The organism is Promicromonospora sp. NPDC050262 (genome assembly GCF_040655935.1).
Taxonomy (GTDB): domain Bacteria; phylum Actinomycetota; class Actinomycetes; order Actinomycetales; family Cellulomonadaceae; genus Promicromonospora.
This window is the reverse complement of sequence record NZ_JBFAKX010000001.1, coordinates 178,258-192,885: the sequence shown is the minus strand read 5'-3', so window position 1 is coordinate 192,885 and position 14,628 is coordinate 178,258. Positions and strand designations below refer to the sequence as shown.

13 protein-coding genes are annotated in these 14,628 nt (G+C 74.5%); 6 read left to right on the top strand and 7 right to left on the bottom strand.

The genetic code is table 11. The features are described from left to right. Positions 1–87: 87 nt before the first annotated feature. The gene (fgd, locus tag AB0I29_RS00905; RefSeq protein WP_285103548.1) at positions 88–1,089 is read left to right on the top strand and encodes a glucose-6-phosphate dehydrogenase (coenzyme-F420); all 1,002 of its coding nucleotides are present in this window, start codon (positions 88–90) and stop codon (positions 1,087–1,089) included. A gap of 43 nt (positions 1,090–1,132) precedes the next feature. Here the strand turns inward: fgd and AB0I29_RS00900 are convergent, their stop codons facing one another. Then, positions 1,133–1,792 (bottom strand): response regulator transcription factor, encoded by a 660-nt coding sequence (locus AB0I29_RS00900; protein ID WP_285103550.1) that lies wholly within the window; start codon positions 1,790–1,792, stop codon positions 1,133–1,135. A 9-nt stretch (positions 1,793–1,801) separates the two neighbouring features. After that, positions 1,802–2,995: a sensor histidine kinase gene (locus tag AB0I29_RS00895; protein ID WP_357476882.1), complete on the bottom strand. Its 1,194-nt coding sequence runs from the start codon at positions 2,993–2,995 to the stop codon at positions 1,802–1,804. Positions 2,996–3,126: 131 nt separating this feature from the next. On the opposite strand from AB0I29_RS00895, the gene AB0I29_RS00890 reads away from it, so the two are divergent. Genes AB0I29_RS00890 through AB0I29_RS00880 form a run of 3 tightly spaced genes read left to right on the top strand, consistent with a single transcriptional unit; the run spans position 3,127 to position 5,845 of the window. Continuing rightward, positions 3,127–3,549, top strand: a complete 423-nt coding sequence (locus tag AB0I29_RS00890) for a hypothetical protein (RefSeq protein WP_357476879.1) — start codon at positions 3,127–3,129, stop codon at positions 3,547–3,549. Continuing rightward, a complete protein-coding gene (locus tag AB0I29_RS00885; protein ID WP_357476876.1) occupies positions 3,546–5,135 on the top strand; it encodes a multicopper oxidase domain-containing protein in 1,590 nt (529 codons plus the stop codon). Before AB0I29_RS00890 ends, AB0I29_RS00885 begins: the two co-directional genes overlap by 4 nt. Positions 5,136–5,155: 20 nt before the next feature. Then, positions 5,156–5,845: an HAD hydrolase-like protein gene (locus AB0I29_RS00880; protein WP_357476873.1), complete on the top strand. Its 690-nt coding sequence runs from the start codon at positions 5,156–5,158 to the stop codon at positions 5,843–5,845. On the opposite strand, the gene AB0I29_RS00875 is transcribed toward AB0I29_RS00880, so the two are convergent. The 5 genes from AB0I29_RS00875 to AB0I29_RS00855 all read right to left on the bottom strand — a co-directional run bounded on the left by AB0I29_RS00875 (position 5,835) and on the right by AB0I29_RS00855 (position 11,087). Next, positions 5,835–6,359, bottom strand: coding sequence for an O-acetyl-ADP-ribose deacetylase (locus AB0I29_RS00875; RefSeq protein ID WP_357476870.1), 525 nt, complete (start codon positions 6,357–6,359; stop codon positions 5,835–5,837). The two genes, AB0I29_RS00880 and AB0I29_RS00875, sit on opposite strands and share 11 nt — an antisense overlap. Next, positions 6,356–6,823, bottom strand: coding sequence for a GNAT family N-acetyltransferase (locus AB0I29_RS00870; protein ID WP_357476867.1), 468 nt, complete (start codon positions 6,821–6,823; stop codon positions 6,356–6,358). The genes AB0I29_RS00875 and AB0I29_RS00870 overlap by 4 nt, the downstream gene beginning before the upstream one ends. A gap of 76 nt (positions 6,824–6,899) precedes the next feature. Continuing rightward, entirely contained in the window at positions 6,900–8,138 is a 1,239-nt protein-coding gene (locus tag AB0I29_RS00865) for a DUF6596 domain-containing protein (protein ID WP_357476864.1), read from the bottom strand. Then, the gene (locus AB0I29_RS00860; protein ID WP_357476861.1) at positions 8,139–8,519 is read right to left on the bottom strand and encodes a hypothetical protein; all 381 of its coding nucleotides are present in this window, start codon (positions 8,517–8,519) and stop codon (positions 8,139–8,141) included. Between the two features lie 90 nt (positions 8,520–8,609). After that, on the bottom strand, positions 8,610–11,087 hold the full coding sequence (locus AB0I29_RS00855; protein ID WP_357476858.1) for a DNA topoisomerase IV subunit A: 2,478 nt from the start codon (positions 11,085–11,087) through the stop codon (positions 8,610–8,612). A 175-nt stretch (positions 11,088–11,262) separates the two neighbouring features. Between AB0I29_RS00855 and AB0I29_RS00850 the strand changes: the two genes are divergently transcribed. Then, positions 11,263–11,718, top strand: coding sequence for a hypothetical protein (locus AB0I29_RS00850; protein WP_357476855.1), 456 nt, complete (start codon positions 11,263–11,265; stop codon positions 11,716–11,718). Positions 11,719–11,800: 82 nt separating this feature from the next. Next, positions 11,801–14,617: a GNAT family N-acetyltransferase gene (locus AB0I29_RS00845; protein ID WP_357476852.1), complete on the top strand. Its 2,817-nt coding sequence runs from the start codon at positions 11,801–11,803 to the stop codon at positions 14,615–14,617. Positions 14,618–14,628: the final 11 nt, after the last annotated feature.

Below are 14,628 nucleotides of genomic sequence, written 5' to 3'. Positions count from 1 at the left end.
GTCGGGTTCTTCTGCCCTGAGCAGCACGGATGTGATGTGCGCGACGACCGGGCTCGCACGCGGGCGATGCGGCGTAGGGTCGCAACCGTGACTCTGAAGATCGGGTACAAGGCGTCCGCCGAGCAGTTCGGGCCGCGCGAGCTGGTTGAGCTCGCAGTACGCGCCGAGGAGGTGGGACTGGACAGCGCGATGGTCTCCGACCACTTCCTGCCGTGGCGGCACGAGGGGGGACACGCGCCGTCAGCCCTCGCCTGGCTCGCCGCCGCGGGGGAGCGCACCTCCCGCATCCAGCTGGGCACGAGCGTGCTGACCCCCACGTTCCGGTACAACCCCGCGGTGATCGCGCAGCAGTTCGCCACGCTGGCCCTGCTCACCGAGAACCGGGTCATCCTCGGCGTCGGCACGGGCGAGGCCCTCAACGAGACGGCCGTCTCCGGGATGGAGTGGCCCGAGTTCAAGGAGCGGTTCGCGCGCCTGCGCGAGGCCGTGCAGCTCATGCGGGCCCTGTGGACCGAGGAGTCCGTGGACTTCAAGGGCGACTACTACGAGCTGGTCGGCGCCAACATCTACGACCGTCCCGAGAACCCCGTGCCCGTGTACATCGCGGCCGGCGGGCCGCTCGTGGCGAAGTACGCCGGCCGCGCGGGCGACGGCTTCATCTGCACCTCCGGCAAGGGCATGGACCTGTACACGGAGAAGCTGCTGCCCGCGGTCGCCGAGGGCGCGGCCAAGGCGGAGCGCGACGCCGCGCAGGTCGACAAGATGATCGAGATCAAGATCTCCTACGACCGCGACCCCGCCGCCGCGCTGGAGAACACCCGGTTCTGGGCGCCGCTGTCGCTCACGCCGGAGCAGAAGCACAGCGTCACGTCGGCCACCGAAATGGAGCAGCTCGCGGACGAGCTGCCGATCGAGCAGGTCGCCAAGCGCTGGATCGTCGCGTCCGACCCCGACGAGGCCGTCGCGATGATCAAGCCCTACGTCGACGCCGGGCTCAACCACCTCGTGGTGCACGGCCCCGGCCACGACCAGGAGCGCTTCCTCACGCAGTTCGGCGAGGACGTGCTGCCGCGGCTCCGGGCGCTCTGAGGCCCGGGCGCCCTGAGGTCCCGGTCGGCCCGGACGGGCCTGGTCAGGGTGCCCTGACCAGGCCCGTCTCGTAGGCGAGGATCACCAGGGCCGCCCGGTCCCGCGCGCCGAGCTTGGCGAGCAGCCGGCTCACGTACGTGCGCGCGGTGGCCGGGCTGAGGTAGAGCTCGGCGGCGATCTCGTCGTTCGTCAGGCCGCGGCCGAGCTGCTGCAGCACCTCGCGCTCGCGCTCCGTGAGCGCGGCCAGGCGATCGTCGTCCCCGGTGCGGGGCGCCGGGCCGGCGGCGACGGCCCGCAGCACCGTGGCGGTCACGGCCGGGTCGAGCAGCGCGTCGCCCGCCGCGACCACGCGGACGGCGCGGCGCAGCTCGGCCGGGGCCACGTCCTTGAGCAGGTAGCCGGCCGCGCCCGACCGGACCGCCTCGAAGACGTGCTCGTCCTCGTCGAACGTGGTCAGGACCAGCACACGGGTGCCCGCCAGCGCGGGGTCCGCGACGATCTCACGGGTCGCGGCCAGGCCGTCCAGCCGGGGCATCCGGATGTCCATCAGCACGACGTCGGGGCGCAGCTCCCGCACCCGTGAGACCCCCGCGAGCCCGTCGGCGGCCTCGCCGACCACCGTGATGTCGCCGTCGCTCTCCGCGAGGGCCCGCAGGCCCGCGCGCACGAGCTCCTGGTCGTCCACCAGCACGATCCGGATCATGGGCCGGCCTCAACCTTCCAGTCGCAGGGGCAGGTCGGCGTCGACGAGGAACCCGCCGTCCGGGTCGTCGCCCACGCTCAGGGTGCCACCGAGCAGCGCGACGCGTTCGCGCATCCCGGAGAGCCCGGAGCCGGCGACGAGGTCCGGGCCGGCACCCCGGCCGTCGTCGGACACGCGCAGCGCGAGGCGCGCGCCGGTGACCCGCGCGGACACGGTCACGCGTGAGGCGTCGGCGTGCCGCAGCACGTTGGTGAGGGACTCCTGCACGATCCGGTAGGCGGCGGCGTCGATCGAGCCGTCGAGGGAGCCAGGCGGCACGTCGAGCGTCACCTCGACCGACAGGCCGGTGGCCCGGGCCGACCTCGCCAGGGCCTCCACTCCCGTCAGACCGGTCGGCGTCACCTCGGGTGACCCGGCGTCGGGCGCGGCCGGGCCTCGGCCTGCCGGACCTGCGGTGGCGTCCAGCGGCGCCCGCAACACCCGCACCGTCGAGCGCAGCTCGCGCAGCGTGCCCGACGTCGCCTCCCGCACGTGGTGGAGCGCGCCCCGGGCCGCGTCGTCGTCCCGCCCCACCGCCTCCGCGGCGACACCCGAGTGCAGCGCGATCACCGACAGGTTGTGCCCCACCACGTCGTGCAGGTCCCGCGCGATGCGCAGCCGCTCGGCCTGCAGCCGCTGCTCGGCCTCGTGCGCCTCGTGCACGCGCGCCTCCCGCGAGAGGCGCACCGCGACGCCCAGCGCGATCGCCGCCGCGACCAGCGCGAGGTTCGTGACCAGGTCGTACGGCGCCAGGTACTCCTCCGCGGTGCCCGTCACCCGGTAGTACGTCGCGACGGCGACCAGCACGGCGCCCCCGCCGATCGCCCAGCCGGTACGGCGCATCTCCGCGGCCGAGTACAGCGCCGCGACCGCCGGCAGCGCCATGCCGATGGGCGCGAACTGGAACGTGTAGTAGGCGAAGACGCCCAGCACCGTGAGCACGACCATCGTGCGCGGTATCCGGCGCCGCAGCAGGACCAGCGCCCCGAAACCCACCGCGAACAGGTACGCCCCCGGCCCGGCGTGCGCCGGGGCGTCGGGGTCCGCGGCGATGACGACGGCGACCACCAGCGCCATGGCGATCGCCAGGGCGACGTCGGTGACGCGCGGGTCGACGGTCACGCGTGGGTCGACGGTCCGCGGGACCTCGCTCTGCTCGGGCACACCGACACCCTACGGACGGCCCGCCCCTGAGGCATCAGACCACGGTCTCAGGGTCGTGTCGCCTCCGGGCGACACCAGGAGACGATCCCGGGCCGATGTGGCGAGGTGGGCCCGGCGGGCACCGTCGGGGCATGACCTCACCACACCTTCCCGGCCGGCCCGTACCCGCCGAACCCGCCGCCGTCTCGTGGACCCTCGTCGCCGGCCTGTCCACGCTGGCCCTGCTCTGGCCCCTCACCGGCCTGACCGGTGCGCTCGGCAGCGGCGGACCCCGGGCGCTCGCGATCATCGGCATCACCGCCGCCGTCTGGATCGGCGTCGTCGGGCTGGGCCGCGTGCCCCGCCCCGTGCTCACCCTGACCCTGACCGGTCTGGCCTACGGGCTGGTCGCCACGGCGATCGGCACGATGGTCCCGGTGCTCTCGGGGTTCGGCGGCCCGGGCGGCGGCCCGGTGTGGACCCTCGTCCCGGCCCTGGCCTTCGACACGATGTGGGGCGCGCTCGCGGGCCTCGCCGCCGCGGGCGTGCAGCGGCTGCGCGGGGGTGTCCGATGAGGCGCGGCGCCGCCGGGCTCGCAGCCCTCGCCGCACCGCTGCTCGCGCTCGCGGGCTGCGCCCTGGTTCCCGGCTCGGTCACCCCGGTGGACGAGGTGGAGTTCACGAACGAGCTCGCGATCCCGCCGCTGGCGCCGTCGCGGGTCGTGGACGGCACGCGTGTCTTCTCCCTGACGGCACAGGAGGGCACCAGCGAGCTCCTGCCCGGCGTCGAGACGCGCACCTGGGGTTTCGACGGCTCCTACCTGGGGCCGACCCTGCGGGCCGAGCGCGGCGAACGCGTCGCCGTCGAGGTCACCAACGACCTGGCCGAGCCGACCAGCGTGCACTGGCACGGCATGCACCTGCCCGCCGCCATGGACGGCGGGCCGCATCAGGAGGTCGAGCCGGGCGCCACCTGGCGCCCGACCTGGCGGATCGACCAGCCCGCCGCCACGCTCTGGTACCACCCGCACCCGCACGGCGCCACGGAGAAGCACGTCTACCGCGGCCTGGCAGGCCTGTTCCTCCTGGACGACGACGCGTCCCGCGGCGCCGACCTGCCCCAGGAGTACGGCGTCGACGACGTGCCCGTCATCGTGCAGGACAAGACCCTCGACGACGACGGCCAGCTCGAGCTCGACGACAGCGGCAGCGAGCCCGGCACGCTCGGCGGGATCGTGCTGGCCAACGGCACCGTGGGCGCGTACCACGAGGTGACCACGGAGCGGGTGCGCCTGCGCCTGCTCAACGGGTCGACGGCGCGCACCTACCAGCTCGGCTTCCCGGACCGGGAGATGGACCTGGTCGCGACCGACGGAGGGCTGCTCGACGCCCCGGTCCGGCTGGAGCAGGTGCGGCTCGCGCCCGGCGAGCGCGCCGAGGTCGTCGTGCGCATGGCGCCGGGGGAGTCCACGCGCCTGCACTCGTTCGAGGCCGACCTGGGCGGCGTCGTCGTCCCGTTCGCGATGGGCGGCAACGACGCGTTCGACGTGCTGGAGCTGCGGGCCGCCGACCGGCTCGCGCCGTCGCCCGAGCCCGCCTGGACGCCGTCCGCCCACGCCGCGCAGGACGCGCTGCACGAGGAGGACGTGGCCGTGACGCGCACCTTCGAGCTCGACGACCGGCGCATCAACGGGCAGACCATGGACATGGGACGGATCGACGAGGCCGCCACCGTCGGCGACACCGAGGTGTGGGAGGTGCGCAGCATCGTGCCGATGCCGCACAGCTTCCACGTGCACGACGTCCAGTTCCGCGTCCTGTCCGTCGACGGCGACCCGCCGCCCCCCGAGCTCGCCGGGCCCAAGGACACCGTCTACCTGGAACCGAACCGCACCTACCGGCTGCTCATGCGGTTCGAGGACTACACCGACCCGGACGTGCCCTACATGTTCCACTGCCACATGCTGCTGCACGAGGACGAGGGGATGATGGGGCAGTTCGTCGTCGTCGAGCCGGGGCAGGAGCCGGGGACGGTGCCGGACCACGACGGCGACGCCGGGCACGGTGCTCACGGGACCGGCGAGGGCGGCGGGGAGCCCGACGTCGGGGGCACCGGGCCGGACCTGCCTCCCGGCGCGGACGCGCACCACGGGCACCACTGAACCTGTGGCACGCTCGCCGGGTGACTCTCTCGCTCCCCGCCCGTACCACGCACGTCCTGCTCGACCTCGACGGCACCCTCACCGACTCGGCGCCCGGCATCATCGCGTCGCTGCGCACCGGCTTCACGAACGCCGGCTTCGACATCCCCTCCGACGAGGTCCTGCGCACCTTCGTGGGCCCGCCCCTGGGGGCGAGCATGACCCGGATCGGCCTGTCCGACGCCGACGCCACCGCCGTGATCGCCGCCTACCGGAGCGACTTCGAGGTGCACGGCATGTTCGACAACTCGGTGATCCCCGGCATCCCGGAGGCGCTCGCGGGGCTCCGGGAGGCCGGGCTGACGCTCCTGGTCGCGACGGCCAAGCCCGAGCACTACGCGCGGCAGATCGTGGAGCACTTCGGGCTGGACGGCTACCTCGAGGGCGGGCTCGACGGCGTGCACGGCGCCGTCGCGGAGGCGGCCGGGCTGGTGCAGGGCAAGGAGGTCGTGGTGGAGCGGGCGGTGGAGCACGCGGTGGCCCTCGGGGCCGACGTCGCGCAGGTCGTCATGGTGGGCGACCGCGAGCACGACGTGCACGCGGCCGCCCACCACGGCGTCGCGACCGTGGGCGTGACCTGGGGCTACGCCGCGCCCGGGGAGCTGGAGGCGGCGGGCGCGGCGGCGGTCGCGACGACGCCGGAGGAGCTGCGCAAGCTGCTCACGAGCTGAGCACGTCGTCGAACGCCCGCCGGACGCGCTCGTCGATCACGACGAACCGCACGTCCTGCAGGTCCGCCTCGGAGTGCTCGGCGAGCCAGTTCCGGGTGGTCACCACGGCGATGCGCGCGACGTCGGACACCGGCCAGCCGTAGGCGCCTGCGCTCACCGCCGGGAAGGCGACCGAGCGCAGGTCGAGCTCGGCGGCGACGTCGAGCGACCGCGCGAAGCACGACGCGAGCAGGGCCGGGTCGTCCTGACCGCGATGGAGGTTCGGCCCGACCGTGTGGATCACCCAGGACGCGGGCAGGTCGAACGCGGGGGTGGCGACGGCGTCGCCCACGGCCAGGCCATCGCGGTGCGTCGTGTTCCTGAGCCGTCGGCAGGCCTCCAGGAGGCGGGGTCCGGCGGCTGCGTGGATCGCGCCGTCGACCCCGCCGCCACCCAGGAGCAGGGCGTTGGCGGCGTTGACGACGGCGTCGGCCTCGACGCGTGTGAGGTCACCGATCTCGACGGACAGGCTCATGTGGCTGCTCCTGGTTGAGGTGCCGGCGCGCCGGCGGCGCTGCCGGGGCGTTCCATCCATGTGTACTCCTCGGTGACCGGCGTCCAGCCGAACTGCTCGTACAGCCCGTGGGCGTCGGCCGTCGCGAGGATCGTCCGGCGCAGGCCGCTGAGCTGGTCGAGCTCGGCGACGACGCCTGCGACCAGCAGCTTTCCGATGCCCTGCCCGCGCAGGTCCGGGTCGACGATGACGTCGGCGAGCCACGCGAACGTCGCGCCGTCGGTCACCACGCGGGCGAACCCGACCTGCTCGCCCGTGTCCCGCCGGTAGACGCCGTAGGGCCGGGAGCCCGCGATGGCGGCGTCCATCACCTCGCGCGGGCGGCCCTTCGCCCAGTAGGTGTGCAGGGAGACGAGCTCGTGCACGCGCGTGGCGTCGATGCGGGCGGGGTCGGCGGAGAACTCGTAGGTCAGGTCGTCGGTCATGCGCTGGAGTCAACCACCGGACACCGACATCGGCTGAGGGGATTTCGGGTTCCGGACGCTGCCCGTCGCCGCCCCGTCACCCCGCGTACCGGCGACAGAACTCGCGCAACGGGCCCTCGGGCACCACGTCGAGCAGCTCGCGGTACCGGCCGGCGGCCTCGTCGGTGCGGCCGGTCCGGCGGGCCAGGTCGGCGAGCGTGAGGCTCGCGTCGCGGGCGGCGTACGGCGGGCCGTCCGCGACCAGCGCCTCGAGCTCGCGCTCGACCGGGACGAGATCGCCGCCGTCGCGCAGCGCCAGCCGGCCGAGTACCACCAGCCGCGCGACGCGCGTCGCCGGGGACGGCCAGGTGCCCGCCAGCGCGTCGTAGAGCTGTGCCAGCCGCGGCCAGTCCGTGCCGGCGGCGTCCGGTGCCGTGGCGTGCACGCCGGAGATCGCGGCTTCCAGCACGAAGCGGCCGGGCGACTCGGGTGCCCCGGGGGACGTCGACCACGTGAGCGCGGTCGTGGCGTCGTCGAGCCCCGTGCGCAGCAGCCGCCGGTCCCACGCCGACCGGTCCACCTCGTCGAGGGGGAGCGCCACGCCGTCGCGCACCCGGCCGGGCCGCCGGGCCAGGCCGAGCCGGCAGACCGCGCGCAGGCCGAGCACCTCGGGGTCGTCCGGGTACTCCGCGACCAGTGCCTCGGCGAGCGTCAGCGCGTCACGGGCCGGATCCCGCGTCGCGTCCTCGGGCTGCAGCTCTTCCCGCTGACCCACGGTGAACAGTCCGGCCACGCACCCGAGCACCACGGGCAGCCGCACTGCCCGCGCGGCCCCGTCGGGCACGGCGAACTCGTCCCGCGCCCGGGCCAGCGCGGACTTGGCGCGGGTGAGCCGGGCGGCCGCGGTCGCCTCGGCGACGCCGAGGTGTTCCGCGATCTGCCGGATCGTGAGCCCGCAGACCACACGCATCGCCAGCACCAGCTGTGCGCCGGGCGCGAGGGCGTCGTCGCAGGCGACGAAGAGCAGCGCGAGGCGGTCGTCCAGCTCGTCGCCCGGGGCGTGCGGCGCGTCCACGTCGGCCACCTCCGGGCGAGCGAGCTGGGGCTGGATCCGATCGAACACCCCCTGGTGGCGCAGCGCGTCGAGCCAGGTGCGGCGGCCGACCTGCACGCACCAGCCCACGAGGTCGTCGATGGTGCCGTCAGGCTGGGCGGCGGCGCGCGCGAAGGCCTCCGCGGCGTACTCCTCACCGTGGTCCAGGCTGCGGGTGGTCACCGCGAGCGACCGCACCACCTGGGGCCAGGCGGTGCGGAACGCCGCGGGATCGATCGGCACTCAGGAGCCGAACCGCACGACCTTGCGCCACTCGACCGTGTTCGAGCTCGGCACGAGCCCGGCGATCTTGCGGGCGGTGGCCTCGTCGCACTCGATCTCGTAGTAACCGGTGATCACCTCGTTCGTGTCCGTGAACGGGGCATCGGTGTACACCGGCTCGCCGCCGCCCGCGCCGGCGGCGACCCATCCGCCGTACTTGGCGTTCTGCAGGGCGTTGCTGCCGGTGATCTTCGCCCCGAGCGCGGCCACAGCGTCGCCGAAGCGCTGGTGCGCGGCCATGTCCTCGTCCTCGGACAGGTCGCGGCCCCCCATGTTCTCGGGGAGGTACGCGTCCGAGTCCCAGTCGTTCTCGCGGATCAGGAAGACCCAGGTGTCGGTCATGACAAGCTCCTCGTTCGTGGGATGTTGACACGCCTTGGACGGGCGAGCCGCGCCGGAATCGACACCTCCCACAGAACTACTCTCCCGAGATCACCCGATGACCGCGACCGGCACCGCGATCGGCGTCCCGGAGCCGTCCCGGCGCTGGTCCACCTCGGGCAGGTCGACCGGCTGGCCGCCGGCGCCGAGCGCACGCGGGGGAGTGGCGCCGACCCAGGCCAGGATCAGGCCGTCCTCGCCCTTCAGGAGCCGCTGCGACCGGACGCCGCCGGTCGCCCGGCCCTTGCCCGGGTACAGCGCGAACGGCGTCACCTTGCCCGCGCCCGGCTCGATCCCGGGCAGCGCGTCACCGGCGCCGGCGATCGTCACGACGGTCGCGTCGACCCCGGCCGGGACCGCGCCGAAGAACACGGCCCGCCCGCCCTCGGCGAGCTTGATGCCCGCCATGCCGCCGGCCGCGCGGCCCTGCGGGCGCACGGACGACGCCGGGAAGTGCAGCAGCGAGGTGTCGTCGGCCACGAAGACCAGCTCGTCGTCGTCGGCCACGACGGCGGCACCGACCACGGTGTCGCCGTCCTTGAGCCCGATGACGGGCCACTCGTCGCCCTTGGCCGGGGCGTCGGACGGCGCGACGCGCTTGACGACGCCCTGTGCCGTCCCGACGGCGACGGTCGGCGCGTCGGCGCCGAGCCCCGTCACCGCGAGCACGCTCTCGCCGCGCTCCAGCTCCACGAGCTCGCTGACCGGGATGCCGCCGGACAGCGAGGGCGCGCCGTCCGTCGGCGGGAGCGAGGGCAGGTCGAGCACGGAGATGCGCAGCATCCGGCCGGCGGACGTCACGAGGCCCACGTGGCCGCGGGTGGACGCCGCGGCGTCGCCCCGCAGGGCGTCGTGCGCGGCGCGGTTGCCCTCGCGCGGCACCGGGACGTCGTCGGGGAGCCGGGCCAGCAGGCCGGTGGCGGACAGCACCACGCGGGTGGGCTGGTCCTTGATCTGCAGGTCGATCGGCTCCACGTTCTTCTTGCGCCCGTTCGCGGGGGCGACGGCCACCGAGCCGACGGACCCGCCCGCGGCGTCGAGCAGCACGGTGCGGCGCGGCGTGCCGTAGGTCTTGGCCACCTCGCCCATCTCGGTGCTCACGAGGCGGCGCAGCAGCTTCTCGTCGCCGAGGATCTGCTCCAGCTCCGCGATCTCGCGGCGCAGCTCCTCGGCCTCCTTCTCCAGCTCGATGCGGGAGAACTTGGTCAGCCGGCGCAGCTGCAGGTCGAGGATGTAGGAGGCCTGCGGCTCGGACAGGTCGAAGATCTCGCGCAGCCGGTCGCGGGCGATGGCGGCGTCGTCGGACGAGCGGATCACCTGGATGACCTCGTCGATGTCGACGATCGCGATGAGCAGGCCGTCCACCAGGTGCAGCCGCTCCAGGCGCTTGTCCAGGCGGTACTGCGAGCGGCGGCGGACCACCAGGATGCGGTGGTCCACCCAGACCCGCAGCATCTCGAGCAGGCCGAGCGTGCGCGGCTGGCCGTCGACCAGGGCCACGTTGTTGATGCCGAACGAGTCCTCGAGCGGCGTGACGCGGTAGAGCTGCTCCAGCACGGCGTCGGGGTCGAAGCCGGTCTTGACCTCGATCACGAGGCGCAGGCCGTGCGTGCGGTCGGTGAGGTCCTGGACGTTGGCCACGCCCTGGATGCGCTTGGCCTTGACGCCGTCGGCGATCTTCTCGATCACCTTCTCCGGCCCCACCAGGTACGGCAGCTCGGTGACGACGATGCCCTTGCGGCGCGGGGTCACGTTCTCGATCCGCGCGGTGGCACGGGTGCGGAAACTGCCGCGGCCGGTGCGGTAGCCGTCGCGCACGCCCTCCAGCCCGACGATCTTGCCGCCCGTGGGCAGGTCCGGCCCGGGCACGAACCGCTGCAGGTCCTCCAGCGTGGCCTCGGGGTTCTTGATCAGGTGCTGTGCCGCCGAGACGACCTCGACGAGGTTGTGCGGCGCCATGTTCGTGGCCATGCCGACCGCGATGCCGGACGCGCCGTTGACCAGCAGGTTCGGGATCGCGGCGGGCAGCACCTCGGGCTGGGTGAGCTTGTTGTCGTAGTTCGGCACGAAGTCCACGACGTTCTCGTCGAGCCCGGTGGTCATCGCCATCGACGGCGCCGCGAGCCGCGCCTCGGTGTACCGGGGGGCGGCGGGGCCGTCGTCGAGCGAGCCGAAGTTGCCGTGCCCGTCCACGAGCGGCAGCCGCAGCGAGAAGTCCTGCGCCAGGCGCACGAGCGCGTCGTAGATCGGGGCGTCACCGTGCGGGTGCAGCTTTCCCATGACCTCGCCCACCACGCGCGACGACTTCACGTGCGCGCGGTCGGGCCGCAGCCCCATGTCCGACATCATGTAGAGGATGCGTCGCTGCACCGGCTTGAGGCCGTCGCGCGCATCGGGGAGCGCCCGCGAGTAGATGACGGAGTAGGCGTACTCGAGGAACGAGGCCTCCATCTCCGAGGCGACGTCGATGTCCACGACCTTCTCGTGGATCTCGCTCTCGTCGAGCGGCTGCGACGGCTTGCGCGCCATGGTTCGTGGGGCTCCTGGGCTCTGGGGCTGGACGGGGACAGGCAAACCGTACCTCGCGCCACCCACACTCCAGGTCGCGCACACGCCCTCCGCACAGGAGGCTCTTCACGGACGTCTCACCAGGTCATCGCCGAGCCGTGTGCACAGACCTCGTCCCACCTGGCAGTATTCAGGTATGCCCGAATTGCCGCTGGTCAGCAGGTCGACGACCGTCCCGGGCTGGCTGGCCCGGATCGGCCTCGCCTACGGTGTGGTCGGGCTCAGCGTGGTGCCCGTCCTGGTGCTCGGCGCCCTGGTCACGTGGTGGATGCAGTCCTGGCGGTGCGCCGAGCAGGAGTGGGGCTGCCTGGAGCAGGGCATCACCGTGTGGGCCGGCCTGGCGATCCTCGCCGCGGTGCTGCACATCGTGGTCGCGATGCGGGTCGGGCTCGGCGTGGTGCACGGCCTGGTGGTCGTCGCCGTCGGCGCCGTCGCCGTGAACGTGGCGCCGGCCGTCGGCGCATGGCTCCTGCTCGGGGCGGGTCCCGCCGTCGCGGCGATCCTGACGGCGTCGGGCCCCAACCGGCGCCAGCGCCTCGTGCTCGTGGGCTTCGCCGTGATGCTGCTCGTGGGCATGGTCCTGGTGGGCTGACCGACGGGCAGACCAGCGGGCTGACCAGCGGGCTGCCGCCCCGGTACGGCGGCACCTCCCGCGGGGTCGTTAGCCTTGTCCCGTGGACCAGCCAGAACGGGCCGACCGGAAGGTGGGCACGGTGCGCTCGCCCTACGCGACCGGCTACCCCGTCGAGTGGGAGGCCGACGTGGTGCTGCGCGACGGCTCGACCGCGCACGTGCGCCCCATCCGCCCCGAGGACGCCGACGCGCTCCAGCGCTTCCAGATGGCCCAGTCCGAGCGCTCCACCTACCTGAGGTTCTTCGCCGCGCTGCAGCGCATCCCGGAGCGGCTGCTCACCCAGCTCGTCACGGTGGACCACGTACGCCGCGCGGCGCTCGTCGCGGTCCGGCCGGGTACGGACGACGACGGCGCCGGCCGCGAGGACATCGTCGGCGTCACGCGCTACGACGTGACCGACGACCAGCCGGGGCGGCGCACCGCCGAGGTCGCGTTCAACATCGCGGACGCGCTCCAGGGCCAGGGCCTCGGCTCGGTCCTCCTGGAGCACATCGCCGCGGCGGCGCGCGAGCGGGGCGTGCACCGGTTCATCGCCGAGGTGCTGCCCCAGAACCGCGCGATGCTGGGCGTGTTCCGCGAGGCGGGCTACGACGTCGAGCAGCACCTGGACGACGGCGTGGTGAGCGTCTCGGTCGACCTCGACCCGACCGACCGGTCCCGGGAGGTGATGGCCGACCGCGAGCACCGTACCGAGGCCCGCTCCATGCAGGGCCTGCTCTCGGCGCGGCGGGTGCTCCTGGTCGGCCCTGCCGACGCCGGCACCGCCGACGCCCCGGACATCGACCACCTGCTCGTCGCCCGCGTCCGCGAGGCCCACGCCGCCGACCCCGGCGACACCGAGCTCCTCGTGCTCGGCGACGACGTGACCTGGGCGGACCTCGCCCCGGAGAGCAGCAACGGCGGCACCAGCGGCGGCAGCACCGGCCCCGACACCCCCCACGGCATCGACCTCGCCGTCGTCGCCGCCCCGCCCGACGAGGTGATCGACGCCGTCCGCCGCCTGCGCGGCACGGGCGCTCACGGCGTGGTCGTGCTGTCGGCGGGCTGGGCCGAGGCCGGGCCGGCCGGCGTGGCCCGCCGCCGGGAGCTGCTGCGCACCGCGCACGGCGAGGGGATGCGCGTGGTGGGCCCGGCGAGCTACGGCCTGCTCACCAACGTGCCGGGCGCGCGTCTGCGCGCCAGCCTCGCCCTGACCGCTCCGCGCGCCGGGCGGGTGGGCCTGTTCAGCCAGAGCGCGCCGACCGCCGTGACGGCGGCCGAGACCGTCAAGCGGCGCGGCCTGGGTCTGTCCACGCTGGTGTCGGCGGGGCACCGGGCGGACGTGTCCGGCAACGACGTCATGCAGTACTGGCAGGACGACCCCCACACCGACGTCGTGTGCCTGTACCTGGAGACGCTCGGCAACCCGCGCAAGTTCTCGCGCATCGCCCGCCGCCTCGCGCTCGTCAAGCCCGTGGTCGTGGTCGTGGCGGGGCGCCACGGCAGCGTGGTGCCGCCCGGGCACACCGTGCGCGCCACGCGCGCCCCGCGCCGGATGCTCGACGAGGTGCTGCGGCAGTCCGGCGTGATCCGCGCGGAGAACACGCACCAGCTCATGGACGTCGCGCAGGTGCTGGCGCACCAGCCGCTGCCGGCGGGCGGCCGGGTGGGCATCCTTGCCAGCTCGCCGTCGCTCGCCGCGCTCGTGGCCGACGCCGTCGCGGCGGCGGGCCTGACCGTCGTCGGGCCGCCGGAGTCGCTGTCGGCCGGGGCGCCCGACGACGAGATCGCCGCCGCCGTCGACGCCCTCTACGCGCCGGACGCGTGCGACGCCGTCGTCATGGTCTCCGTGCCCGTGGTGCTGCCGCGCACCGAGGCGATGGCCCGCGCCGTGGCCGCGGCCGCGGCCCGCACGGGCCGCACCACCGTGGTCAGCGCGCTGGGCCTGCACGGCATGCCCGACGAGCTCGCGGCGAGCCACGACGGGCGCGAGGTCCGCCTGCCCGCCTTCTCCACGCCCGAGGACGCCGTCTGGGCCCTCGGGGAGGTGGTGCGCTACGCGCGGTGGCGCACCCAGGACCACGGCAGCCCGGTCCGCCCGGCCCTGCGGGAGGGCGTGTCCGACGGCGTGGCCCGCACCCAGGCGCGTACCCTCGTCGAGTCGCTGCTCGGCCGGCACCCCGACGGGACGGTCCTGGACCAGGAGGAGGCGACCGAGCTGCTGGCCTGCTACGGCCTGTCCCTGTGGGGCTCCCGGAGCGTGCGCACGCCGCAGGAGGCGGTGGCCGCCGCGCAGGAGCTGGGCTGGCCGGTGGCGCTCAAGATCGCCTCGCCCGCGCTGCGGCACCGCGCCGACCTGGGCGGCGTGCGGCTCGACATCGCCGACGCCGAGGACCTGACCGAGGACGCCGAGCGCATGCTCGCCGCGGCGTCGGCCCTGCTGCCTGCACCCGACCCGGTGCTGGAGGTGCAGGCCATGGCCCCCACGGGCGTGGCGTGCGTGGTGCGGTCGGTGGAGGACGAGCTGTTCGGGCCCGTGGTCTCGTTCGGCGTGGCGGGCGACGCCGTCGACCTGCTCGACGACGTGACCCACGGCGTGCCGCCGCTGACCGACGTGGACGTGGCCCGGATGGTGCGCGGCGTGCGCGCCGCGCCCCGCCTGTTCGGGTACCAGGGCGCGCCCGCCGCCGACGTCGCGGCGCTGGAGGACGTGCTGGCCCGCGTCTCGGTCATGGCCGACGACCTGCCCGAGCTCGCGTCCGTGGAGCTGTACCCCGTGGCCGTCGCGGAGCGGGGCGCCTCCGTGCTGCACGCCACGATCCGGCTGCGCCCCGCCGAACGCCGCACGGACGCCCTGCGCAGGGCGCTGCCGGGCTAACGGCGAGAGCC

Coding starts and splice junctions, on each gene's coding strand:
- AB0I29_RS00860 (WP_357476861.1), bottom strand. CDS start 8,519: ATGACCGACACCTGGGTCTTCCTGATCCGCGAGAACGACTGGGACTCG.
- AB0I29_RS00870 (WP_357476867.1), bottom strand. CDS start 6,823: ATGACCGACGACCTGACCTACGAGTTCTCCGCCGACCCCGCCCGCATC.
- AB0I29_RS00875 (WP_357476870.1), bottom strand. CDS start 6,359: ATGAGCCTGTCCGTCGAGATCGGTGACCTCACACGCGTCGAGGCCGAC.
- AB0I29_RS00855 (WP_357476858.1), bottom strand. CDS start 11,087: ATGGCGCGCAAGCCGTCGCAGCCGCTCGACGAGAGCGAGATCCACGAG.
- AB0I29_RS00900 (WP_285103550.1), bottom strand. CDS start 1,792: ATGATCCGGATCGTGCTGGTGGACGACCAGGAGCTCGTGCGCGCGGGC.
- AB0I29_RS00885 (WP_357476876.1), top strand. CDS start 3,546: ATGAGGCGCGGCGCCGCCGGGCTCGCAGCCCTCGCCGCACCGCTGCTC.
- AB0I29_RS00850 (WP_357476855.1), top strand. CDS start 11,263: ATGCCCGAATTGCCGCTGGTCAGCAGGTCGACGACCGTCCCGGGCTGG.
- AB0I29_RS00890 (WP_357476879.1), top strand. CDS start 3,127: ATGACCTCACCACACCTTCCCGGCCGGCCCGTACCCGCCGAACCCGCC.